This window comes from Dryocola sp. LX212, from assembly GCA_041504365.1.
GTDB lineage: Bacteria > Pseudomonadota > Gammaproteobacteria > Enterobacterales > Enterobacteriaceae > Dryocola.
On sequence record CP167917.1, the window covers coordinates 3,468,041 to 3,490,529 of the forward strand.

18 protein-coding genes, 1 tRNA gene, 2 rRNA genes and 1 other annotated feature are annotated in these 22,489 nt (G+C 53.0%); of the genes, 7 read left to right on the forward strand and 14 right to left on the reverse strand.

Annotated features, from left to right (window positions below):
- Window positions 1-50 precede the first annotated feature (50 nt).
- The 6 genes from ACA108_16735 to rluD form a co-directional block, all read right to left on the reverse strand.
- Window positions 51-3,071, reverse strand: a 23S ribosomal RNA gene (locus ACA108_16735).
- A 221-nt stretch (window positions 3,072-3,292) separates the two neighbouring features.
- Window positions 3,293-3,368, reverse strand: a tRNA-Glu gene (locus ACA108_16740).
- Window positions 3,369-3,454: 86 nt separating this feature from the next.
- Window positions 3,455-4,994 (reverse strand): 16S ribosomal RNA (locus tag ACA108_16745).
- The 16S and 23S rRNA genes sit together here with 1 tRNA gene alongside, the layout of an rRNA operon.
- A gap of 470 nt (window positions 4,995-5,464) precedes the next feature.
- The gene (gene clpB / locus ACA108_16750) at window positions 5,465-8,038 is read right to left on the reverse strand and encodes an ATP-dependent chaperone ClpB (GenBank protein ID XEX94997.1); all 2,574 of its coding nucleotides are present in this window, start codon (window positions 8,036-8,038) and stop codon (window positions 5,465-5,467) included.
- 130 nt (window positions 8,039-8,168) lie between these two features.
- The gene (gene yfiH, locus ACA108_16755) at window positions 8,169-8,900 is read right to left on the reverse strand and encodes a purine nucleoside phosphorylase YfiH (GenBank protein XEX94998.1); all 732 of its coding nucleotides are present in this window, start codon (window positions 8,898-8,900) and stop codon (window positions 8,169-8,171) included.
- Entirely contained in the window at window positions 8,897-9,877 is a 981-nt protein-coding gene (rluD, locus tag ACA108_16760; GenBank protein XEX94999.1) for a 23S rRNA pseudouridine(1911/1915/1917) synthase RluD, read from the reverse strand. The genes yfiH and rluD overlap by 4 nt, the downstream gene beginning before the upstream one ends.
- A 131-nt stretch (window positions 9,878-10,008) precedes the next feature.
- On the opposite strand from rluD, the gene bamD reads away from it, so the two are divergent.
- The 4 genes from bamD (at window position 10,009) to pheA (ending at window position 12,774) form a co-directional block, all read left to right on the forward strand.
- Complete coding sequence (bamD, locus tag ACA108_16765) at window positions 10,009-10,746, forward strand: outer membrane protein assembly factor BamD (GenBank protein XEX95000.1); 738 nt, start codon at window positions 10,009-10,011, stop codon at window positions 10,744-10,746.
- Between the two features lie 271 nt (window positions 10,747-11,017).
- Window positions 11,018-11,362, forward strand: coding sequence for a ribosome-associated translation inhibitor RaiA (raiA, locus tag ACA108_16770; protein ID XEX95001.1), 345 nt, complete (start codon window positions 11,018-11,020; stop codon window positions 11,360-11,362).
- A gap of 104 nt (window positions 11,363-11,466) precedes the next feature.
- Window positions 11,467-11,592 (forward strand) — a sequence feature (Phe leader region).
- Window positions 11,468-11,515 (forward strand): pheA operon leader peptide PheL, encoded by a 48-nt coding sequence (gene pheL / locus ACA108_16775; GenBank protein XEX98141.1) that lies wholly within the window; start codon window positions 11,468-11,470, stop codon window positions 11,513-11,515. It overlaps the preceding feature by 48 nt.
- A gap of 21 nt (window positions 11,593-11,613) precedes the next feature.
- The gene (pheA, locus tag ACA108_16780; protein ID XEX95002.1) at window positions 11,614-12,774 is read left to right on the forward strand and encodes a bifunctional chorismate mutase/prephenate dehydratase; all 1,161 of its coding nucleotides are present in this window, start codon (window positions 11,614-11,616) and stop codon (window positions 12,772-12,774) included.
- Window positions 12,775-12,809: 35 nt separating this feature from the next.
- Here pheA and ACA108_16785 read toward each other — a convergent pair whose 3' ends face one another.
- From ACA108_16785 to aroF, 3 genes are all read right to left on the reverse strand, one after another.
- Complete coding sequence (locus ACA108_16785; GenBank protein ID XEX95003.1) at window positions 12,810-13,682, reverse strand: SMP-30/gluconolactonase/LRE family protein; 873 nt, start codon at window positions 13,680-13,682, stop codon at window positions 12,810-12,812.
- 71 nt (window positions 13,683-13,753) lie between these two features.
- Window positions 13,754-14,875 carry a bifunctional chorismate mutase/prephenate dehydrogenase gene (gene tyrA, locus ACA108_16790; GenBank protein XEX95004.1) on the reverse strand — a complete coding sequence of 374 codons (1,122 nt, stop codon included), beginning with the start codon at window positions 14,873-14,875 and terminating at the stop codon, window positions 13,754-13,756.
- Between the two features lie 11 nt (window positions 14,876-14,886).
- Entirely contained in the window at window positions 14,887-15,957 is a 1,071-nt protein-coding gene (gene aroF, locus ACA108_16795; GenBank protein ID XEX95005.1) for a 3-deoxy-7-phosphoheptulonate synthase AroF, read from the reverse strand.
- Between the two features lie 253 nt (window positions 15,958-16,210).
- Here aroF and ACA108_16800 point away from each other — a divergent pair, with 253 nt between their 5' ends.
- Entirely contained in the window at window positions 16,211-16,618 is a 408-nt protein-coding gene (locus ACA108_16800) for a DUF2799 domain-containing protein (GenBank protein ID XEX95006.1), read from the forward strand.
- 94 nt (window positions 16,619-16,712) lie between these two features.
- Here the strand turns inward: ACA108_16800 and rplS are convergent, their stop codons facing one another.
- The 5 genes from rplS to ffh all read right to left on the reverse strand — a co-directional run bounded on the left by rplS (window position 16,713) and on the right by ffh (window position 20,211).
- Window positions 16,713-17,063 carry a 50S ribosomal protein L19 gene (gene rplS / locus ACA108_16805; GenBank protein ID XEX95007.1) on the reverse strand — a complete coding sequence of 117 codons (351 nt, stop codon included), beginning with the start codon at window positions 17,061-17,063 and terminating at the stop codon, window positions 16,713-16,715.
- A 43-nt stretch (window positions 17,064-17,106) separates the two neighbouring features.
- Complete coding sequence (gene trmD / locus ACA108_16810) at window positions 17,107-17,874, reverse strand: tRNA (guanosine(37)-N1)-methyltransferase TrmD (protein ID XEX95008.1); 768 nt, start codon at window positions 17,872-17,874, stop codon at window positions 17,107-17,109.
- Window positions 17,875-17,920: 46 nt separating this feature from the next.
- Window positions 17,921-18,469 (reverse strand): ribosome maturation factor RimM, encoded by a 549-nt coding sequence (gene rimM, locus ACA108_16815; GenBank protein ID XEX98142.1) that lies wholly within the window; start codon window positions 18,467-18,469, stop codon window positions 17,921-17,923.
- A gap of 18 nt (window positions 18,470-18,487) precedes the next feature.
- Window positions 18,488-18,736 carry a 30S ribosomal protein S16 gene (gene rpsP / locus ACA108_16820; GenBank protein XEX95009.1) on the reverse strand — a complete coding sequence of 83 codons (249 nt, stop codon included), beginning with the start codon at window positions 18,734-18,736 and terminating at the stop codon, window positions 18,488-18,490.
- A gap of 113 nt (window positions 18,737-18,849) precedes the next feature.
- Window positions 18,850-20,211: a signal recognition particle protein gene (ffh, locus tag ACA108_16825; protein XEX95010.1), complete on the reverse strand. Its 1,362-nt coding sequence runs from the start codon at window positions 20,209-20,211 to the stop codon at window positions 18,850-18,852.
- Window positions 20,212-20,382: 171 nt separating this feature from the next.
- Here ffh and ACA108_16830 point away from each other — a divergent pair, with 171 nt between their 5' ends.
- Window positions 20,383-21,171 (forward strand): inner membrane protein YpjD, encoded by a 789-nt coding sequence (locus tag ACA108_16830; GenBank protein XEX95011.1) that lies wholly within the window; start codon window positions 20,383-20,385, stop codon window positions 21,169-21,171.
- Between the two features lie 25 nt (window positions 21,172-21,196).
- Window positions 21,197-22,483, forward strand: coding sequence for an HlyC/CorC family transporter (locus tag ACA108_16835; GenBank protein XEX95012.1), 1,287 nt, complete (start codon window positions 21,197-21,199; stop codon window positions 22,481-22,483).
- Window positions 22,484-22,489: the final 6 nt, after the last annotated feature.

Consider the following 22,489-nt stretch of genomic DNA (forward strand, 5'->3'; position numbering starts at 1 on the left):
GAACATTCAGCTGAAAATCAAATCTCTCACCAAAACACCTTCGGTGTTGTAAGGTTAAGCCTCACGGATCATTAGTACTGGTTAGCTCAACGTATCGCTACGCTTACACACCCAGCCTATCAACGTCGTAGTCTTCAACGTTCCTTCAGGACTCTCAAGGAGTCAGGGAGAATTCATCTCGGGGCAAGTTTCGCGCTTAGATGCTTTCAGCGCTTATCTTTTCCGCATTTAGCTACCGGGCAATGCCATTGGCATGACAACCCGAACACCAGTGATGCGTCCACTCCGGTCCTCTCGTACTAGGAGCAGCCCCCCTCAATTCTCCAGCGCCCACGGCAGATAGGGACCGAACTGTCTCACGACGTTCTAAACCCAGCTCGCGTACCACTTTAAATGGCGAACAGCCATACCCTTGGGACCTACTTCAGCCCCAGGATGTGATGAGCCGACATCGAGGTGCCAAACACCGCCGTCGATATGAACTCTTGGGCGGTATCAGCCTGTTATCCCCGGAGTACCTTTTATCCGTTGAGCGATGGCCCTTCCATTCAGAACCACCGGATCACTAAGACCTGCTTTCGCACCTGCTCGAGCCGTCACTCTCGCAGTCAAGCTAGCTTATGCCTTTGCACTAACCTCACGATGTCCGACCGTGATTAGCTAACCTTCGTGCTCCTCCGTTACGCTTTAGGAGGAGACCGCCCCAGTCAAACTACCCACCAGACACTGTCCGCAACCCGGATTACGGGTCTACGTTAGAACACCAGCCATTAAAGGGTGGTATTTCAAGGTTGGCTCCACAAGAACTGGCGTCCTCGCTTCAAAGCCTCCCACCTATCCTACACATCAAGGACCAGTGTTCAGTGTCAAGCTATAGTAAAGGTTCACGGGGTCTTTCCGTCTTGCCGCGGGTACACTGCATCTTCACAGCGAGTTCAATTTCACTGAGTCTCGGGTGGAGACAGCCTGGCCATCATTACGCCATTCGTGCAGGTCGGAACTTACCCGACAAGGAATTTCGCTACCTTAGGACCGTTATAGTTACGGCCGCCGTTTACCGGGGCTTCGATCAAGAGCTTCAGCTTGCGCTTAACCCCATCAATTAACCTTCCGGCACCGGGCAGGCGTCACACCGTATACGTCCACTTTCGTGTTTGCACAGTGCTGTGTTTTTAATAAACAGTTGCAGCCAGCTGGTATCTTCGACTGCCTTCAGCTCCAGGAGCAAGTCCCTTCACCTACCAGCAGCGTGCCTTCTCCCGAAGTTACGGCACCATTTTGCCTAGTTCCTTCACCCGAGTTCTCTCAAGCGCCTTGGTATTCTCTACCTGACCACCTGTGTCGGTTTGGGGTACGATTTGATGTTACCTGATGCTTAGAGGCTTTTCCTGGAAGTGCGGCATTTGTTACTTCAGCACCGTAGTGCCTCGTCATCACACCTCAGCGTTAGATAGAGTTCCGGATTTACCTAAAACTCCCGCCTACATGCTTAAACCGGGACAACCGTCGCCCGGCTAACATAGCCCTCTCCGTCCCCCCTTCGCAGTAACACCGAGTACAGGAATATTAACCTGTTTCCCATCGACTACGCCTTTCGGCCTCGCCTTAGGGGTCGACTCACCCTGCCCCGATTAACGTTGGACAGGAACCCTTGGTCTTCCGGCGAGCGGGTTTTTCACCCGCTTTATCGTTACTTATGTCAGCATTCGCACTTCTGATACCTCCAGCAGACCTCACAGTCCACCTTCGACGGCTTACAGAACGCTCCCCTACCCAACAACGCATAAGCGTCGCTGCCGCAGCTTCGGTGCATGGTTTAGCCCCGTTACATCTTCCGCGCAGGCCGACTCGACCAGTGAGCTATTACGCTTTCTTTAAATGATGGCTGCTTCTAAGCCAACATCCTGGCTGTCTGTGCCTTCCCACATCGTTTCCCACTTAACCATGACTTTGGGACCTTAGCTGGCGGTCTGGGTTGTTTCCCTCTTCACGACGGACGTTAGCACCCGCCGTGTGTCTCCCGTGATAACATTCTTCGGTATTCGTAGTTTGCATCGGGTTGGTAAGCCGGGATGGCCCCCTAGCCGAAACAGTGCTCTACCCCCGAAGATGAGTTCACGAGGCGCTACCTAAATAGCTTTCGGGGAGAACCAGCTATCTCCCGGTTTGATTGGCCTTTCACCCCCAGCCACAAGTCATCCGCTAATTTTTCAACATTAGTCGGTTCGGTCCTCCAGTTAGTGTTACCCAACCTTCAACCTGCCCATGGCTAGATCACCGGGTTTCGGGTCTATACCCTGCAACTTAACGCCCAGTTAAGACTCGGTTTCCCTGCGGCTCCCCTATACGGTTAACCTTGCTACAGAATATAAGTCGCTGACCCATTATACAAAAGGTACGCAGTCACCCCATCCCAAAACGCTTCACTGCTTGATTTTTGAGTTGAACGTCGCTTTCGCTCCGTTAACCGTCCATCAGTGCTGATGTGAAGCTTTTGTGCATCACACAAAGCGAAACGCTTTGGTGATGGGGCTCCCACTGCTTGTACGTACACGGTTTCAGGTTCTGTTTCACTCCCCTCGCCGGGGTTCTTTTCGCCTTTCCCTCACGGTACTGGTTCACTATCGGTCAGTCAGGAGTATTTAGCCTTGGAGGATGGTCCCCCCATATTCAGACAGGATACCACGTGTCCCGCCCTACTCTTCGAACTCACAGTATGTGCATTTTAGTGTACGGGAGTATCACCCTGTACCCTGCGACTTTCCAGACGCTTCCACTAACACACAAACTGATTCAGGTTCTGGGCTGTTCCCCGTTCGCTCGCCGCTACTGGGGGAATCTCGGTTGATTTCTTTTCCTCGGGGTACTTAGATGTTTCAGTTCCCCCGGTTCGCTTCGTTAAGCTATGTATTCACTTAACGATAGTGTGTCGAAACACACTGGGTTTCCCCATTCGGAAATCGCCGGTTATAACGGTTCATATCACCTTACCGACGCTTATCGCAGATTAGCACGTCCTTCATCGCCTCTGACTGCCAGGGCATCCACCGTGTACGCTTAGTCGCTTAACCTCACAACCCGAAGGTGTCTCGTAAGACACAATCGTATGTTGTGAAAATTTGAGAGACTCGAACATATCGTATTCCCATTCCTTATTACGGAGGAATGAGACGACATGTCGTTTCAATTTTCAGCTTGTTCCGGATTTTTAAAGAGCAAATATCTCAAACATAACTCAGAGAGTCAGTTTTGAGATATTGAGGTCGGCGACTTTCACTCACAAACCAGCAAGTGGCGTCCCCTAGGGGATTCGAACCCCTGTTACCGCCGTGAAAGGGCGGTGTCCTGGGCCTCTAGACGAAGGGGACACTGAAGTCTCAATCGCAAGACGCCTTGCTTCTTTACTTTCATCAGACAATCTGTGTGAGCACTACGCAAGTTCGTATCTTTCAGGTAAGGAGGTGATCCAACCGCAGGTTCCCCTACGGTTACCTTGTTACGACTTCACCCCAGTCATGAATCACAAAGTGGTAAGCGCCCTCCCGAAGGTTAAGCTACCTACTTCTTTTGCAACCCACTCCCATGGTGTGACGGGCGGTGTGTACAAGGCCCGGGAACGTATTCACCGTAGCATTCTGATCTACGATTACTAGCGATTCCGACTTCACGGAGTCGAGTTGCAGACTCCGATCCGGACTACGACGCACTTTATGAGGTCCGCTTGCTCTCGCGAGGTCGCTTCTCTTTGTATGCGCCATTGTAGCACGTGTGTAGCCCTACTCGTAAGGGCCATGATGACTTGACGTCATCCCCACCTTCCTCCAGTTTATCACTGGCAGTCTCCTTTGAGTTCCCGGCCGAACCGCTGGCAACAAAGGATAAGGGTTGCGCTCGTTGCGGGACTTAACCCAACATTTCACAACACGAGCTGACGACAGCCATGCAGCACCTGTCTCAGAGTTCCCGAAGGCACCAATCCATCTCTGGAAAGTTCTCTGGATGTCAAGAGTAGGTAAGGTTCTTCGCGTTGCATCGAATTAAACCACATGCTCCACCGCTTGTGCGGGCCCCCGTCAATTCATTTGAGTTTTAACCTTGCGGCCGTACTCCCCAGGCGGTCGACTTAACGCGTTAGCTCCGGAAGCCACTCCTCAAGGGAACAACCTCCAAGTCGACATCGTTTACGGCGTGGACTACCAGGGTATCTAATCCTGTTTGCTCCCCACGCTTTCGCACCTGAGCGTCAGTCTTTGTCCAGGGGGCCGCCTTCGCCACCGGTATTCCTCCAGATCTCTACGCATTTCACCGCTACACCTGGAATTCTACCCCCCTCTACAAGACTCAAGCTTGCCAGTTTCAAATGCAGTTCCCAGGTTGAGCCCGGGGATTTCACATCTGACTTAACAAACCGCCTGCGTGCGCTTTACGCCCAGTAATTCCGATTAACGCTTGCACCCTCCGTATTACCGCGGCTGCTGGCACGGAGTTAGCCGGTGCTTCTTCTGCGAGTAACGTCAATCACAAAGCGTATTAAGCTTTATGCCTTCCTCCTCGCTGAAAGTACTTTACAACCCGAAGGCCTTCTTCATACACGCGGCATGGCTGCATCAGGCTTGCGCCCATTGTGCAATATTCCCCACTGCTGCCTCCCGTAGGAGTCTGGACCGTGTCTCAGTTCCAGTGTGGCTGGTCATCCTCTCAGACCAGCTAGGGATCGTCGCCTAGGTGAGCCATTACCCCACCTACTAGCTAATCCCATCTGGGCACATCTGATGGCAAGAGGCCCGAAGGTCCCCCTCTTTGGTCTTGCGACGTTATGCGGTATTAGCTACCGTTTCCAGTAGTTATCCCCCTCCATCAGGCAGTTTCCCAGACATTACTCACCCGTCCGCCGCTCGTCACCCAGGAGCAAGCTCCCTGTGCTACCGCTCGACTTGCATGTGTTAGGCCTGCCGCCAGCGTTCAATCTGAGCCATGATCAAACTCTTCAATTAAAAGCTTGATTTGCTTCAACTCGTGAAGCGGTGCTCAAAAATTAACTTTCGTAATAATTCAACTAAATGAATTACTGCTTGGTCACTCTTCAAGACTTGATATTTTTTTTGCATCCGAAGATGCTGAGATATCAATCCTGCGAGTGCCCACACAGATTGTCTGATAAATTGTTAAAGAGCAGTGAGTTACGCGCTTTCGCTTGCTAACTCGAGGTGGCGTATATTACGCTTTCCTCTTTCAGAGTCAAGCGTTTATTTTCGCTTTCGTCTGACTGACGGGCCGGTTTGTAAGCCGTTGTGCCGTGTCAGTGGAGGCGCAGTATAGGGACTTTTAGAAAACTGACAAGTATAAATTCAAAAAAACATTTCGTTTGATTGCTTTCCAGGCAACCATAGTGAGAATCGCCTACTGTTGCCTGGTTTTTAAACAAAAACGAGCCCCGAAGGGCTCGTTTCTTTCTTTTTGTGACTTACTGTACTGCCACAATATGATTATCTTTTACTTCCAGCCTGACGGCTTTACCCGGGATCAGCTCACCAGAGAGGATTTGCTGCGCCAGCGGGTTCTCAATTTGCTGCTGAATGGCACGTTTCAACGGCCTTGCCCCATACACCGGGTCGTAACCGCTTTCGCTCAGCAGCTTCAGCGCATCGTCAGAGAGAGTGACTTCATAGCCACGTTCTTCAAGACGCTTATACAGCCGCTGCAGCTGAATCAGTGCAATAGAAGCAATATGGCGCTCTCCTAACGGATGGAAAACCACAACCTCATCGATGCGGTTAATGAATTCCGGACGGAAGCTCTGGCTGACAATGCCCAGTACCAGGTCCTTCATATGCCCGTAGTCCAGCTCGCCGAAACGCTCCTGAATCAAATCAGAACCGAGGTTAGACGTCATAATGACGACGGTGTTTCTGAAGTCGACCGTTCTGCCCTGCCCGTCGGTGAGTCGCCCATCATCCAGCACCTGCAATAAGATGTTGAAGACATCCGGATGCGCCTTCTCCACCTCATCAAGCAGGATGACGGAATAAGGACGACGACGAACAGCCTCGGTCAGATATCCGCCTTCTTCATAACCGACATAACCCGGAGGTGCCCCAACCAGCCGCGAGACAGAGTGTTTCTCCATGAACTCGGACATGTCGATACGCACCATCGCGTCATCGCTATCAAACATAAAGTTCGCAAGCGTTTTACACAGTTCTGTTTTACCGACGCCGGTTGGCCCCAGGAACAGGAACGAACCGATCGGACGATTTGGATCGGAAAGACCTGCACGGCTACGACGAATCGCGTTCGATACCGCTTCCACTGCTTCATCCTGACCGATAACCCGATGATGGAGATCGTGCTCCATACGCAGCAGTTTTTCACGCTCACCTTCAAGCATGCGGGCAACAGGAATCCCCGTCCAGCGCGCCAGGACGTCAGCAATCTCAACGTCAGTCACCTTATTGCGCAGCAAGCGCATGGTCTTACCTTCGCTCTGCGTCGCCGCTTCCAGCTGTTTCTCAAGCTCCGGAATTTTTCCATACTGCAGCTCGGACATGCGAGCGAGGTCACCCACACGGCGAGCCTGCTCGATGGCAATCTTCGCCTGTTCCAGTTCGGCTTTAATTGTCTGGGTGCCGGAGAGCGACGCTTTTTCTGCTTTCCACTCTTCTTCCAGAACGGAGTATTCACGCTCTTTCTGCCCGAGCTCTTCTTCCAGCATGTTCAGACGTTTTTGGCTCGCCTCATCCGATTCTTTTTTCAGCGCCTGCTGTTCCAGCTTTAGCTGGATAATACGGCGGTCAAGGCGATCCAGCTCTTCCGGCTTTGAGTCGATCTGCATACGGATGCTGGACGCTGCTTCATCGATAAGGTCGATGGCTTTATCCGGCAGCTGACGGTCTGCAATGTAACGATGCGACAAGGTTGCCGCCGCCACGATTGCCGGGTCAGTGATCTGCACATGGTGATGCAGCTCATAGCGCTCTTTCAGACCACGCAGAATAGCGATGGTATCTTCCACGGTTGGCTCAGCCACGAATACTTTCTGGAAGCGACGCTCAAGGGCCGCATCCTTTTCAATATACTGACGATACTCATCAAGCGTTGTGGCCCCCACGCAGTGCAGTTCACCACGTGCCAGGGCAGGCTTAAGCATGTTGCCCGCATCCATTGCGCCATCGGCTTTACCGGCACCGACCATGGTATGCAGCTCATCAATAAACAGAATGACGTTCCCTTCCTGTTTAGAGAGATCGTTGAGCACGCCTTTCAGACGCTCTTCAAACTCACCGCGGTATTTCGCACCGGCCACCAGCGCCCCCATATCAAGAGCAAGCACACGGCGGCCCTTCAGCCCTTCCGGGACTTCACCATTAATGATGCGCTGCGCCAGTCCTTCAACAATGGCGGTTTTACCTACGCCCGGCTCACCGATCAACACCGGGTTATTTTTGGTACGACGCTGCAGTACCTGGATGGTACGGCGAATTTCTTCATCACGGCCGATGACCGGGTCAAGCTTGCCCTGCTCGGCACGCTCGGTCAGATCGACAGTATATTTCTTCAATGCCTGACGCTGATCTTCGGCATTCTGATCGTTCACGTTTTCCCCTCCACGCATTTGCTCAATTGCAGCAGTCACGTTTGCCGTGGTGGCACCCGCAGCTTTCAGCAGGTCTGTCAGTGAGCCACGCGACTCCAACGCTGCAAGAACAAAGAGTTCAGACGAGATAAAGTTGTCATTTCGTTTTTGCGCGAGTTTGTCGCACAGGTTCAGGACACGCACCAGATCCTGAGATGGCTGGACATCGCCACCGGTACCTTCCACCTGCGGCAAGCGGCTCAACGCTTGTTCAATGGCTGTGCGTAGCTGCCCCGCGTTGACACCTGCGGAGGTCAGTAAAGGACGTACAGATCCACCTTCCTGATTGAGCAGAGCACTCATCAGATGAAGGGGTTCGATGAATTGGTTGTCTTGCCCAAGTGCGAGAGACTGGGCATCAGCGAGAGCAAGCTGGAATTTATTGGTAAGACGATCCAGACGCATAACTCCTCCCATTAACAGGTCAAATTTGCTACTGGAGATTAAATGAGGTCATCCCTCAATTATTCAAGGTTAATGACCTGAAATATGTGAAGTAATAGTTACCCGCACTGGATCGTCTTGATTCTATAGGTTATGTCAGCCAAATGAAACTTGCCATACGGCCGGTGATTCTGTCCCGACGATACGAGAAGAAATCACCCGCTTCGCTATGGGTGCAGCGATCGCCGCCGTAGACCTGTCCGATACCCGCATTCGCCAGGCGCTGGCGCGCCAGGTCGTAGATATCAGCAAAATATTTTTCACCCGCCGGACGGAAAGCCGCATCGGCCTTCGCATCTTTCTGCATGAACGCCTCACGGACTTCCGGGCCGACTTCAAACGCGCCAGGACCAATAGCTGGCCCCATCCACGCAATGATGTTTTCCGGACTGTCTTTAAAGCAGGCGACGGTCTCTTCAAGGACGCCGTCGCATAATCCACGCCATCCGGCATGGGCGGCGGCGACTTCTGTGCCTGCCTTATTACAGAATAGCACCGGCAGGCAATCCGCCGTCATTACGGCACAAACCGTGCCCGGCGTATTACTATAGGAAGCATCCGCTCGTTTAGAAGCGTAAGGTTCGCCCGTTAACCGCAGCACGGCTTTTCCATGCACCTGCTCAAGCCATACAGGCTTAGAAGGCATACCCGAGGCAGCATAGAAAAGACGGCGGTTCTCTTCGACGCAATCCGGGTTGTCACCGCAGTGGGCCCCAAGGTTCATCGCGTCATAAGGGGAGAGGCTCACCCCGCCGATACGGGTCGAGCTACAGGCGCCAACGCCTGGAGGTAACGGCCATTGCGGGATGATAATTTTGCTCATAGCCAGTCCAGCTGATCCTTGTAGGCGATGGTATCCGCACGCAGTGCTTCAATCAGATCCACCATATCCTGGGGAATTGGCGCATGCCATTCCATCAGAACACCGCTGATCGGATGGTAAAGACGCAGCATAGTAGCATGCAGTGCCTGACGGTCAAACTTACGCAGAACAGAGACGAACTCTTCCGATGCACCTTTCGGCGGGCGCGGGCGGCCACCGTACAGCTGATCGCCCACCAGCGGATGAGTAATGTGAGCCATGTGAACACGAATCTGGTGCGTACGACCTGTTTCCAGACGCAGACGCAGACGCGTATGAACACGGAAATGTTCCATGATGCGGTAATGCGTCACCGCAGGCTTACCCATAGGGTGAACCGACATGTGCGTGCGTTTTGTCGGGTGACGGCTGATAGGCTCGTCGACCGTGCCACCAGCGGTCATATGACCAATTGCCACCGCTTCGTACTCACGGGTGATTTCACGCAGCTGCAGCGCCTCTACCAGATGAGTCTGAGCTGGAACGGTTTTCGCCACTACCATCAAACCGGTCGTGTCTTTATCCAGACGATGGACGATGCCCGCGCGCGGTACATCAACAATCGGCGGATAATAATGCAGCAAAGCGTTGAGTACCGTGCCGTCCGGATTACCTGCTCCTGGGTGAACAACCAGGTCGCGAGGCTTGTTGATGACAAGAATGTCGTCATCTTCATAGACAATATTGAGCGGGATATCCTGCGGCTCCCAGCGTACATCCTCTTCGATTTCCGCATTGATGGTGACGCTTTCGCCCCCCAACACTTTTTCTTTCGGCTTGTCGCTAAGCTTGCCATTAACCAGCACGCGCTGATCGAGAATCCATTCTTTTATACGCGAACGTGAATAATCCGGGAACAATTCGGCCAAAGCCTGATCTAAGCGTTGACCGAGCTGTGAATCGGATACTGTTGCGTTGAGTTGTACTAGTTGTGCCATAGACAGCTTCTTCGTTTACGTTGGGTTTTACGGCAATGCCGTTTAATATAGTGTGCTATTGTAGCTGGTCTTTATTGGGAGCTGGAACTGCGAGCCTCCCGGAATAACATTACTTAGGAAAGTCAAACGTCATGACGCGTATGAAATATCTGGTGGCAGCTGCCACGTTGAGCCTGGCTTTGGCTGGTTGCTCCAGTACCAAGGATGAGGTTCCTGATAATCAGCCTTCTGAGATTTATGCGACTGCCCAACAAAAGTTGCAGGACGGTAACTTTAAAGCGGCAATAACGCAACTGGAAGCGCTGGATAACCGTTATCCGTTCGGGCCTTACTCGCAGCAGGTGCAGTTGGATCTGATTTACGCTTACTACAAGAACGCCGATCTGCCGCTGGCTCAAGCCGCGATCGATCGCTTTATGCGTCTGAACCCTACCCATCCGAACATCGACTACGTACTTTATATGCGTGGCCTGACGGATATGGCGTTGGATGACAGTGCATTGCAGGGGTTCTTCGGTGTCGATCGCTCCGACCGCGACCCGCAGCACGCGCGTGATGCCTTCAACGATTTCTCAAAGCTGGTTCGTGGCTATCCGAACAGTCAGTATGTCACCGACGCGACCAAACGTCTGGTGTACCTGAAAGATCGTCTGGCCAAATATGAACTTTCCGTGGCGCAATACTACACCAAACGCGGCGCGTGGGTGGCAGTAGTTAATCGCGTAGAAGGAATGCTGCGTGATTACCCTGATACCCAGGCAACGCGCGACGGGTTAAAACTGATGGAAAATGCTTATCGCGAAATGCAAATGACGGCTCAAGCCGACAAAGTCGCGAAAATCATTGCCGCTAACGGCAGCAAAGCCTGATTAGCCTCTTTCATAAATACAGAACGGCAGCCTCGGCTGCCGTTTTTTTTGCCTTTTAGCGCCAAACTGAAACGGTTTAGCGTCAGGTTATCCCATCAAATATGGACGTCTTTTCCTGTTACTACAAGCACTATCAGCCGATATCCTGCCCTGACTCACAAAAAGGCTCACTTGACAAAAAGTGACAAAATTACGTGATTTACATCACACTTTTTGACATTGAGAGAGGTATGCTGGAGTTACCAAGACGGGAATGACAAGAGGTAACTTTATGACAATGAACATTACCAGCAAGCAAATGGACATCACCCCAGCTATTCGCCAGCACGTCGCGGACCGTCTCTCTAAACTGGACAAGTGGCAAACACATCTTATAAATCCACACATTATTTTGTCCAAAGAACCCCAGGGTTTTGTGGCCGATGCAACCATTAGTACGCCAAACGGCCAGCTCGTCGCGAGCGCCAGGCACGATGATATGTATACGGCCATCAACGACTTAATTAGCAAACTTGAGCGGCAGCTGAATAAAGTTCAGCACAAAGGTGAAGCACGCCGTACCAACGGCTCAATGAAAGACGCCGTCTTCGCCGAGAGTGAAGAAGAAGAAGAGTAATTTTCAAGTCAAACACCATTTGCAACGCGCCTCCGGGCGCGTTTTTTATTGACAGGTTTTAAACAGAGCGAGTAAGTTAACCCTCAGACTTGTCAGGAATCAGCCATGAGACATCAACCGTTTTTCTTCGCATTCTTTTTTACCTTCCCCTGAACGGGAGGCAATTCGTCGTGTGATAAAGAATGCGAAGACGAACAAACAGGCCTCCCAAAGTGGGAGGCCTTTTTTATGGACATCGAAAAGGTAGCGTTATGACTGAGATAAACCCCTTGCTGGCACTACGCGATAAAATTAGCGCCCTGGATGAGAAGCTGCTGGCCCTGCTGGCCGAGCGCCGCGGGCTTGCCGTAGAGGTTGGTAAAGCGAAGCTTGAGTCGCATCGCCCGGTTCGCGATATCGACCGCGAAAGAGACCTGCTTGAACGCCTGATTACGCTTGGCAAAGCGCATCATCTGGACGCACATTATATCACCCGCCTCTTCCAGCTCATTATTGAAGATTCTGTTCTGACCCAGCAGGCACTGCTGCAACAACATTTAAATAAAACCAATCCGCACTCTGCCCGCGTTGCCTTCCTAGGTCCGAAAGGCTCTTACTCTCACCTGGCTGCACGTCAGTATGCCGCACGCCATTTCGAACAGTTTATTGAAAGCGGCTGCGCCAAATTCCACGACATCTTTAATCAGGTTGAAACCGGCCAGGCAGATTACGCCGTGGTGCCTATCGAAAACACCAGTTCCGGGGCGATTAATGACGTATACGACCTGCTCCAGCACACCAGCCTGTCCATCGTCGGCGAGATGACGGTGCCTATCGATCACTGCGTGCTGGTCAGCGGTACCACGAATTTAGAAAAAATCGAAACGGTTTACAGCCATCCGCAGCCATTCCAGCAGTGCAGCCAGTTCATAAACCGCTACCCGCACTGGAAAATTGAATACTGCGAAAGCACTTCGGCGGCGATGGAAAAGGTTGCCCAGGCAAATTCGCCGCACGTTGCAGCGTTGGGCAGCGAAGCCGGCGGCGGGCTTTACGGATTGCAGGTGCTGGAACGCAATCTGGCAAATCAGACGCAGAATATTACTCGTTTTGTCGTACTGGCTCGCAAAGCAATAGATGTTTCAGAACAGGTGCCGGCGAAAACTACGCTGCTGATGGCGACGGGCCAGCAGGCCGGCGCGCTGGTTGAAGCACTATTGGTGCTCCGTAACCATAACCTGATCATGACCAAACTGGAGTCCCGCCCGATCAACGGTAATCCGTGGGAAGAGATGTTCTACCTGGATATCCAGGCTAACCTGCAGGATCTGGAGATGCAGAAAGCCCTGCGTGAGCTGGGTGAGATCACCCGCTCGATGAAAGTGCTGGGCAGCTACCCAAGCGAAAACGTCGTGCCTGTCGATCCCATCTGACGCCGGGATTAGCGGGCCAGCGTCAAACTGGCCCGCTATTGTTCTTTAAACTTCAGCTTAGGTAACCCGGCTACGCTTACGGCCAGCGTGAAAACGGCCCCTGATAGCGGGCACTCCGCAATTTCTGCGGCATCCATATTTTCACGCGTGGTGGTGATAAACAGCGTCTTCATTTCGTCGCCCCCAAAGCAGACCATCGTCGGGCAGCGCACCGGGAGCCTGTACTCTTCAAGAATATCCCCTTCCTGCGAAATCCTGGCAATACGATAGCCATCAAACAGCGCCGTCCAGTAACAGCCCTCAACGTCCATGGCGGCCCCATCGGGAATACCCTCACCCGCTGCAAAACGTCTGAACACCTCCCGCTTGCCAGGTTCACCCTGCTCGTTTAGCGGCGTCCGGTAGATGACGGCGTTTGGGGTATCAGAGGTATACATCCACTGTTTATCTTCGCTGAAGGCGAGACCGTTGGCGCCCATGATGTCATGCTGGATAACGTGCGGCGTTAAATCGCAGTCCACACGGCACAGCAGCGCCCCGTTATAATCCATTGGCCCCCAGAATGTGCCCGCGTAAAAGCGTCCATCGCGATCCGTCCCGCCGTCGTTGAACCGAGCAAGCTCGGGATTACTCGGGTTATCACAAACTTTTTGGGTTATCAGGCCGGTGCGGTTGGTCAGATAGATGCCGCTGCGCAGCGCGACAATTAATCCGCCTTTCTCGCGGAAGGCAAAACAGCCGACCTCCTCGGAGAACTGAATAACATCATGCTTACCGCTGGGAAGATGAAAACGATGGATCTCGTTTTCGAGAATATCCGTCCAGTAGAGGCTCTTCTCTTCATCGTGCCACGTCGGGCATTCGGGCAGGTGACCGGTGTAATCAAACAGAACTTGCGGCTGCGCCATCTCGGGTTTCCTTTTCGCAAAAAAAAGCCAGCGGATTTCCCGCTGGCTTTGATTATAAAACCTTTTTACCGTTACTGGCGGCTGTCATTTGCCTGGCGCAGCAAAGTCCGGCTTTCCGTCTGGAAACGCTGGGCGTAATCGCCAAACCAGTGTTCCACCTTACGGAAGCTGTCGATGAAGGCCTGCTTGTCGCCGTGCTCCAGAAGACCAATCGCCTCACCGAATCGCTTGTAGTAACGTTTGATCAGCGCAAGATTGCTTTCGGACGACATGATGATATCGGCGTAAAGCTGGGGATCCTGCGCAAACAGGCGTCCAACCATCGCCAGCTCCAGGCGGTAGATAGGTGACGAGAGCGCCAGAAGCTGCTCCAGCTGCACGTTCTCTTCGGCCAGATGCAGACCGTAGGCGAACGTGGCAAAGTGGCGCAGCGCCTGGATAAAGGCCATGTTCTGATCGTGCTCTACGGCGCTGGAACGGTGCAGACGCGCCCCCCACACCTGAATCTGCTCCAGGAACCACTGGTAGGCTTCCGGCTGACGGCCGTCACAGTAAACAACAACCTGTTTTGCCAGGCTGCCGCTGTCCGGTCCGAACATCGGGTGCAGGCCCAGAACTGGGCCGCTATGTGCCGCTAACATGGCCTGTAACGGACCATTTTTCACCGAAGCGAGGTCAACCAGCACGCAATCTTCCGGCAGCGTCGGGAGCTGGCCAATTACCTGTTCGGTCAGGTGGATAGGCACGCTGACGATAACCATGCCTGCATCTGCCATAACCTCCGCGGCGCGCGGCCAGTCTTCTTTTTCGAAGATCCGCACCTGATAGCCGGAAAGCGTGAGCATTTTTTCGAACAAGCGTCCCATCTGCCCGCCACCACCGACGATGACCACCGGCCTGAGCGTGGGTTGCAGCGTCTTGAAGCCTTTATCGTTTTCGCTCGAGTAGGACTCACGCATTACGCGGCGCAGCACATCTTCGATGAGATCGGGGGGGACGCCGAGCGTCTCAGCTTCTTTGCGGCGGGAGGCCAACATCGTTGCTTCGCGCTCGGGCACATAAATCGGTAAGCCGAAGCGGCTTTTTACTTCGCCAACTTCCGCTACCAGCTCAAGGCGCTTAGCCAACAGATCCAGCAGCGCCTTATCCACTCCGTCGATTTGATCGCGTAACGCGGTCAATTCAGCAACCATAATAAAACCTCTTATGCCTGACGTGCCGCAAGCGTACCGTTCAGATCGTGGTGGATCTCACGCAGCAGGCTTTCCGTGCTTTCCCAGTTGATGCAAGCATCAGTCACGGATACGCCGTATTTCATTTCGCTGCGCGGCTGCTCTGAAGATTGATTACCTTCGTGGATGTTACTTTCAATCATCAGGCCAATAATCGAACGGTTACCATCTTTAATCTGAGCGATAGCGGATTCTGCCACGCCCGGCTGACGGCGGTAGTCTTTGTTTGAATTTCCATGGCTGCAATCTATCATCAAGGCCGGACGCAGTCCCGCCTGTTCCATCTCTTTTTCACATTGGGCAACGTCTGCAGGGCTGTAGTTTGGCGCTTTCCCGCCGCGCAGGATCACGTGCCCGTCCGGATTACCCTGGGTCTGCAACAGGCAAACCTGACCCGCCTGGTTAATACCGACAAAGCGATGCGGCATCGCAGCAGCGCGCATAGCGTTGATAGCAGTGCCCAGGCTGCCGTCGGTACCGTTTTTAAAGCCCACCGGCATGGAAAGGCCTGAAGCCATTTCGCGGTGGGTCTGGGATTCGGTCGTGCGCGCGCCGATAGCAGACCAGCTAAAGAGATCGCCAAGGTATTGCGGGCTGTTCGGATCGAGCGCTTCCGTTGCCAGCGGTAGTCCCATGCTGACCAGTTCAACCAGCAGATGACGCGCAATTTTCAGACCTGCTTCCACATCAAAAGAGCCGTCCATGTGCGGATCGTTAATCAGCCCTTTCCAGCCCACGGTAGTACGTGGCTTTTCAAAGTAGACGCGCATGACGAGGTACAGACTATCGCTGACTTGTTCAGACAAGGTTTTAAAACGACGGGCATATTCAATCGCGGCTTCCGGGTCGTGGATCGAGCAAGGTCCACACACCACCAGCAGACGAGGATCGCGACCGGCGATAATGTCGGAGATGGTCTGGCGAGATTGCTGGATCTGCGCTTCCTGAGCGGCAGTAAGAGGGAACTCGGCTTTCAGCTGATCCGGAGTAATCAAAACCTGTTCGTCAGAAATATGTACGTTGTTCAGCGCGTCTTTTTGCATGATGGCGGTCCCGTTTAGCTCGTTTGCGATTGTCGTTTCTGGGTGAAGATATGCCTACCTTACCATGAGAAGTAAAGATTGCAATCCAAATTGCGTAAACAATACGTTACACACATCAACATCATGCCTTTAACAGGCCTTAATCGTAAATTAAATTGTACAACGCGCGGAGCTCGATGAATAAATATGCCTATGGATTGTGCAAAAATACAAATATTTGCCCCTGGGCCAGCGAAATCATTCACGCGCTTCTATGATCAGTTATCTTCTGATGAAGGACACAACTATGCGCCGCGCCTGTCTTGTCATGCTGGTCTTAACGCTCTCTGGCTGTTATCTCGATCCCTATGCTCCCGCGCCAAAGCCAGGCCCTACAGACTGGTATCAGGCGGGCTGGGACGATGCTATGGCAGGTGATCCCATAAGAAGTGATTTAGTCCTGGCCCATGTTCATAACGATGACGAGGTGGACAGACAAGAGTGGCTCAGGGGCTATGCCAAAGGCCAGCAGCGTATTTGCGATCCGGACTTCCTGAAGGTTCAGGGCAACGCCGGGAAATCCTTCCCGCAGAGCTGCGAAAAACTCCCCGATACCGAAGCGTTAAGAGCAACCTGGCAAACGGCGACCGATGCAGGGATAAAGGCGTCACGCCTTAATTAGTCAGCCATCGCACCTTGGCCGCTCCTCCCTTCAGAGCAAAAAAAAGGGCTGCCCAATGGCAGCCCTTTTATAGGGATGTCGCGTTAGCGAAATCTTACTTGGTAAGACGCTCTTTGATACGAGCAGATTTACCAGTACGCTCACGCAGGTAGTACAGTTTAGCTTTACGAACGGCACCACGACGTTTAACAGCAATGCTGTCGATTACCGGGGAGTGAGTCTGGAATACACGCTCAACACCTTCGCCGTTGGAAATTTTACGAACAGTGAATGCAGAGTGCAGACCGCGGTTACGGATTGCGATAACCACGCCCTCAAATGCCTGCAGACGTTTTTTAGAACCTTCAACGACCCATACTTTCACTTCCACGGAGTCGCCCGGACGGAAGGAAGGTACATCCTGTTTCATCTGTTCTTGTTCAATTTGCTTAATAATGTTGCTCATAATTTTATCTCTTATCCTGGGTAAACTGATGTATTGGGAGGTATTAACCTTGCCCATCATGTTTATGTTGCTGTTGTGCGTGCTCCCGTTGGAACTCCGCCAGCAACCTTGCTTGCTCTTCAGTCAGAGCCAGGTTTTCCAGAAGTTCAGGTCTTCTAAGCCAGGTGCGGCCCAGCGACTGTTTCAGGCGCCAACGGCGTATCTCGGCATGGTTGCCCGACAGTAACACCGCCGGTACTTCCATCCCTTCTAACACTTCAGGACGGGTATAGTGAGGACAGTCCAGCAACCCGTCAGCAAACGAATCTTCGATTGCTGATGCTTCATGGCCCAGTACTCCCGGAATAAACCGTGAGACGGAGTCAATCAGCGTCATTGCCGGTAACTCACCGCCGCTGAGAACGTAATCGCCGATTGACCATTCTTCGTCAATTTCGGTTTGGATCACGCGCTCATCGATTCCCTCGTAACGGCCACAAACCAGAATTAGCTTCTCATTTGTTGCCAGTTCACAGACGCCCGCCTGATCAAGCTTGCGCCCCTGAGGTGAAAGGTAGATAACCTTTGCGCCTTCCCCTGCCGCCGCTTTCGCTGCGTGGATGGCTTCCCTTAGCGGGTTAACCATCATGAGCATACCCGGTCCGCCGCCGTAAGGACGTTCGTCCACGGTACGGTGCCGGTCGTAAGCGAAGTCGCGAGGACTCCAGCTCTGGATGCTCAACAGGCCATTTTTAACTGCCCGGCCAGTTACCCCGTAATCGGTAATCGCGCGGAACATTTCTGGAAACAGGCTAACTACACCAATAAACACAAGCCTTTCCCCATCACGCCGTTGTTATTACCGTTTATCCGGAGGTTTAGAAACCAGGATCCCAATCTACTTCAATCGTTTGAGTAGCGAGATCGACTTTCTTGATAACCTGCCCATCGAGGAACGGAACCAGCCGCTCCTTGATACCGAACGCATCTTTCAGGTTTGCCTTAATGACGAGAACGTCATTGGAGCCGGTTTCCATCATGTCGATGACTTTACCTAGCTGATACCCCTGAGTTGTCACTACCTGGCAGCCCATAAGGTCTTTCCAGTAGTAGTCACCCTCTTCGAGGTTAGGCAACTGCGCAGAATCGATGACAATTTCGCAATTGGTCAACAGATTTGCGGCATCCCGATCGTCAACGCCTTTCAGCTTGATGATCAGATCCTGATTGTGGTGCTTCCAGCTTTCCAGCTGTACCTGCTGCCACTGACCCGCCTTCTGGATAAACCAGGGCTGATAGTCAAAAATGCTGTCGGCGTCTTCGGTGGAGGAAAACACTCTGAGCCAACCACGAATACCGTAGCAGGAGCCCATCTTGCCCAATACAATTGGGTTAACAGGAGCCTTTGCGGAGAGTTGATTGCTCATCATGACCACCGTGACAGATTAAGCTGCTTTCTTTGTAGCTTTGATCAGCGCAGATACGCGATCGGAAACGGTAGCACCAAGGCCAACCCAATGCTCGATGCGATCCAGATCCAGGCGGGAAGCCTCATCTTTTTCACCAGCGATAGGGTTGAAGAAGCCAACGCGCTCAATGAAGCGACCGTTACGTGCATTACGGCTGTCAGTAACAACAACCTGGTAGAACGGACGCTTTTTTGCGCCGTGACGTGCTAAACGAATAGTTACCATAACATCCTCTTTAGTGAATAAAACACCGGGCCCCATCGAGGGACGGAGCCCGGTGTCATATTAAAAGCCCGAAAATTTTACTCATTTGGGCGCAAAAAGCAATCTAAATGAGCTTAACGGCCTGGGAAACCTGGCGGCATCATACCTTTCATGCCGCGCATCATTTTCGCCATTCCGCCTTTTTTCATCTTCTTCATCATGCGCTGCATGTCGTCGAATTGTTTAAGAAGGCGGTTGACGTCCTGAACCTGCATACCGGAACCCTGCGCGATACGGCGCTTGCGGGAGCCTTTAATGATTTCTGGCTGGGCGCGTTCTTTCAGCGTCATGGAGTTAATAATCGCCTCCATGCGCACCAGCACTTTGTCGTCCATCTGCGATTTAACGTTGTCCGGCAGCTGGCCCATGCCCGGCAGCTTGCTCATCATGCTCGCCATACCGCCCATGTTTTTCATCTGCTTGAGCTGCTCAAGGAAGTCGTTGAGGTCGAACCCGTCGCCCTTTTTCAGCTTGCTGGCAAGTTTTTCTGCCTGCGCGCGGTCAACTTTGCTTTCAATATCTTCGATAAGCGAGAGCACGTCGCCCATCCCCAGAATACGGGAGGCAATACGATCCGGGTGGAACGGCTCCAGCGCTTCGGTTTTCTCGCCAACGCCGAGGAACTTGATTGGCTTACCGGTGATATGACGAATGGACAGCGCAGCACCACCGCGTGCGTCACCGTCGACCTTGGTCAGTACCACACCGGTCAGCGGCAGCGCTTCGTTGAAGGCTTTCGCGGTGTTCGCGGCATCCTGGCCGGTCATCGCATCTACCACAAACAGCGTTTCAACCGGGTTAATCGCGGCGTGAACCTGTTTGATTTCGTCCATCATCGCTTCGTCAACGTGCAGACGACCGGCGGTATCCACCAGCAGCACGTCGAAGAACTTCAGCTTCGCTTCTTTCAGCGCGGCGTTAACAATATCGACAGGCTTTTGCCCGACGTCAGACGGGAAAAACTCCACGCCAACCTGTTCGGCCAGCGTTTCCAGCTGTTTGATCGCCGCAGGGCGATAGACGTCGGCGGAGACGACCAGCACTTTCTTTTTGTGCTTTTCACGCAGGAACTTACCCAGCTTACCGACGCTGGTGGTTTTACCTGCACCCTGCAGGCCCGCCATCAGCACAACGGCTGGTGGCTGCGCGGCGAGGTCCAGCACGGCATTTTCTTCGCCCATTGCTGCCACCAGTTCGGCGCGGACAATTTTGACGAACTCCTGACCCGGAGTCAGGCTCTTGTTAACTTCATGGCCAACCGCTTTTTCTTTTACGCGGCTGATGAAATCCCGCACGACCGGCAGCGCAACGTCCGCTTCCAGCAGGGCCATACGCACCTCGCGCAGGGTTTCTTTAACGTTCTCTTCAGTCAGCCGCCCACGGCCGCTGATATTGCGCAAGGTACGCGACAGACGGTCAGTTAAATTATCAAACATTGTATTTTGCCTAACGTGGTAACTAAGGCCGCGGTACGCGACACAAAACAGAATTTGGCGGATTATAACATGAAGCCGCCCGGCATGTGATGCAACGGTTAGAGTTGGAGCAGGCGGCTGGTAACGTTATACTGCCTTTTTTCATCTCTGGCTAATTGACCGACACCTTATATGCCTGTTTTCGCCATCCTTGCGCTTGTAGCCTACTCCGTCAGCCTTGCGCTGATCATTCCCGGACTGCTTCGGAAGAACAGTGCGTGGCGCCGCTTAGCCATTTTATCGGCCACCATTGCGCTTATCAGTCATGCCCTGGCGCTGGAATCCAGAATTTTTACCGGCGATGGCGGACAGAACCTTAGCCTGCTAAACGTCGGCTCGCTGGTCAGCCTAATGATCTGTACAGTAATGACGATCGTTGCCTCACGTAACCGCGGCTGGCTACTATTGCCTATTGTCTACGCCTTTGCGCTGATCAATCTGGCTTTAGCCAGTTTTATGCCTAACGAATTCATCACCCATCTGGAAGCCACACCGGGCATGATGATTCATATTGGTCTCGCGCTCTTTGCCTACGCTACGCTTATCATTGCCGCGCTCTATGCCCTGCAGCTTGCCTGGATAGACTACCAGCTGAAGAACAAGAAACTGGCGTTCAGCGCGGAGATGCCGCCGCTGATGGTTATTGAGCGTAAAATGTTTCATATCACCCAAGTAGGCGTGGTACTGCTTACCCTCACGCTCTCCACCGGCCTGTTCTACATGCATAATCTGTTCAGCATGGAAAACGTCGATAAAGCCGTGCTGTCGATTCTCGCATGGTTTGTCTACGTCGTTCTGCTGTGGGGGCACTATCATGAAGGCTGGCGCGGTCGCCGCGTGGTGTGGTTCAACGTCGCCGGTGCGGCGATTCTTACCCTTGCCTACTTCGGTAGCCGGGTCCTGCAACAGTTTGTTAGCTAACCTGCATTATTAAAGGACAACCCTTTTGGAACACATCTCAACCACCACGCTGATCGTCACCCTGATCATCATGGTGGTGGTTTCAGCGTACTTCTCCGGTTCAGAAACCGGCATGATGACGTTAAACCGCTATCGCCTGCGCCACCTTGCCAAACAGGGCAACCGCGCGGCCAAACGCGTCGAGAAATTACTTCGCAAACCAGACCGTTTAATCAGTCTGGTGCTGATTGGTAATAATCTTGTCAACATCCTTGCTTCGGCGCTCGCTACGATTGTCGGCATGCGTCTGTATGGCGATGCAGGCGTGGCAATCGCAACCGGCGTACTGACCTTTATCGTGCTGATTTTTGCGGAAGTGCTGCCAAAAACCATCGCCGCCCTCTATCCGGAAAAAGTCGCCTTCCCGAGCAGCGTCCTGCTTGGCCCGCTGCAAATTCTGATGATGCCGCTGGTCTGGCTGCTGAACGTCATTACCCGTATGCTGATGCGCATGGTGGGGATAAAGACGGATAACGTGATCAGCGCCGCGCTCAGTAAAGACGAGCTGCGCACTATCGTGCATGAATCCCATTCGAAGATTTCCCGCCGTAACCAGGACATGCTGCTGTCGGTGCTGGACCTGGAAAAGATGAGCGTCGACGACATTATGGTGCCGCGCAACGAAATCGTCGGTATCGATATCAACGACGACTGGAAATCCATCGTCCGCCAGCTGACCCACTCTCCCCATGGCCGCATCGTGCTCTACCGCGATACGCTGGACGATGCCATGAGCATGCTGCGCGTGCGCGAAGCCTACCGCCTGATGACGGAAAAGCAGGAGTTCACCAAAGAAACGCTGCTGCGCGCCGCCGATGAAATCTACTTTGTTCCGGAAGGCACACCGCTGAGCGTGCAGTTGGTCAAATTCCAGCGTAACAAGAAGAAAGTTGGCCTCGTGGTGGACGAGTACGGTGACATACAGGGGCTGGTCACGGTAGAAGATATTCTTGAAGAGATCGTCGGTGACTTCACCACGTCAATGTCCCCAACGCTCGCCGAAGAGGTCACGCCGCAGAACGACGGCTCGGTGATCATCGAAGGCAGCGCCAACGTGCGCGAAATCAACAAGGCGTTCAACTGGACGCTGCCGGAAGACGAAGCCCGCACCGTTAACGGCATGCTGCTGGAAGAGCTACAGGAAATCCCGGCGAACGACACGCGCGTGCGTATCCTGCAATACGATATTGATATTCTGGACGTGCAGGACAACATGATTAAGCAGGTGCGCGTCACGCCCGTTACGCCACTGCGACAGAGCGTCGAGGAATAACAGGCA

Bases quoted from the DNA above. Each gene is read 5' to 3' on its own strand.
- yfiH (XEX94998.1), bottom strand. From the start codon at position 8,900: ATGAGCAAAATTATCATCCCGCAATGGCCGTTACCTCCAGGCGTTGGC.
- ACA108_16830 (XEX95011.1), top strand. From the start codon at position 20,383: ATGCCTGTTTTCGCCATCCTTGCGCTTGTAGCCTACTCCGTCAGCCTT.
- rpsP (XEX95009.1), bottom strand. From the start codon at position 18,736: ATGGTAACTATTCGTTTAGCACGTCACGGCGCAAAAAAGCGTCCGTTC.
- raiA (XEX95001.1), top strand. From the start codon at position 11,018: ATGACAATGAACATTACCAGCAAGCAAATGGACATCACCCCAGCTATT.
- aroF (XEX95005.1), bottom strand. From the start codon at position 15,957: ATGCAAAAAGACGCGCTGAACAACGTACATATTTCTGACGAACAGGTT.
- bamD (XEX95000.1), top strand. From the start codon at position 10,009: ATGACGCGTATGAAATATCTGGTGGCAGCTGCCACGTTGAGCCTGGCT.
- clpB (XEX94997.1), bottom strand. From the start codon at position 8,038: ATGCGTCTGGATCGTCTTACCAATAAATTCCAGCTTGCTCTCGCTGAT.
- rplS (XEX95007.1), bottom strand. From the start codon at position 17,063: ATGAGCAACATTATTAAGCAAATTGAACAAGAACAGATGAAACAGGAT.
- ACA108_16800 (XEX95006.1), top strand. From the start codon at position 16,211: ATGATCAGTTATCTTCTGATGAAGGACACAACTATGCGCCGCGCCTGT.
- rluD (XEX94999.1), bottom strand. From the start codon at position 9,877: ATGGCACAACTAGTACAACTCAACGCAACAGTATCCGATTCACAGCTC.
- tyrA (XEX95004.1), bottom strand. From the start codon at position 14,875: ATGGTTGCTGAATTGACCGCGTTACGCGATCAAATCGACGGAGTGGAT.
- ffh (XEX95010.1), bottom strand. From the start codon at position 20,211: ATGTTTGATAATTTAACTGACCGTCTGTCGCGTACCTTGCGCAATATC.
- ACA108_16785 (XEX95003.1), bottom strand. From the start codon at position 13,682: ATGGCGCAGCCGCAAGTTCTGTTTGATTACACCGGTCACCTGCCCGAA.
- pheA (XEX95002.1), top strand. From the start codon at position 11,614: ATGACTGAGATAAACCCCTTGCTGGCACTACGCGATAAAATTAGCGCC.
- rimM (XEX98142.1), bottom strand. From the start codon at position 18,469: ATGAGCAATCAACTCTCCGCAAAGGCTCCTGTTAACCCAATTGTATTG.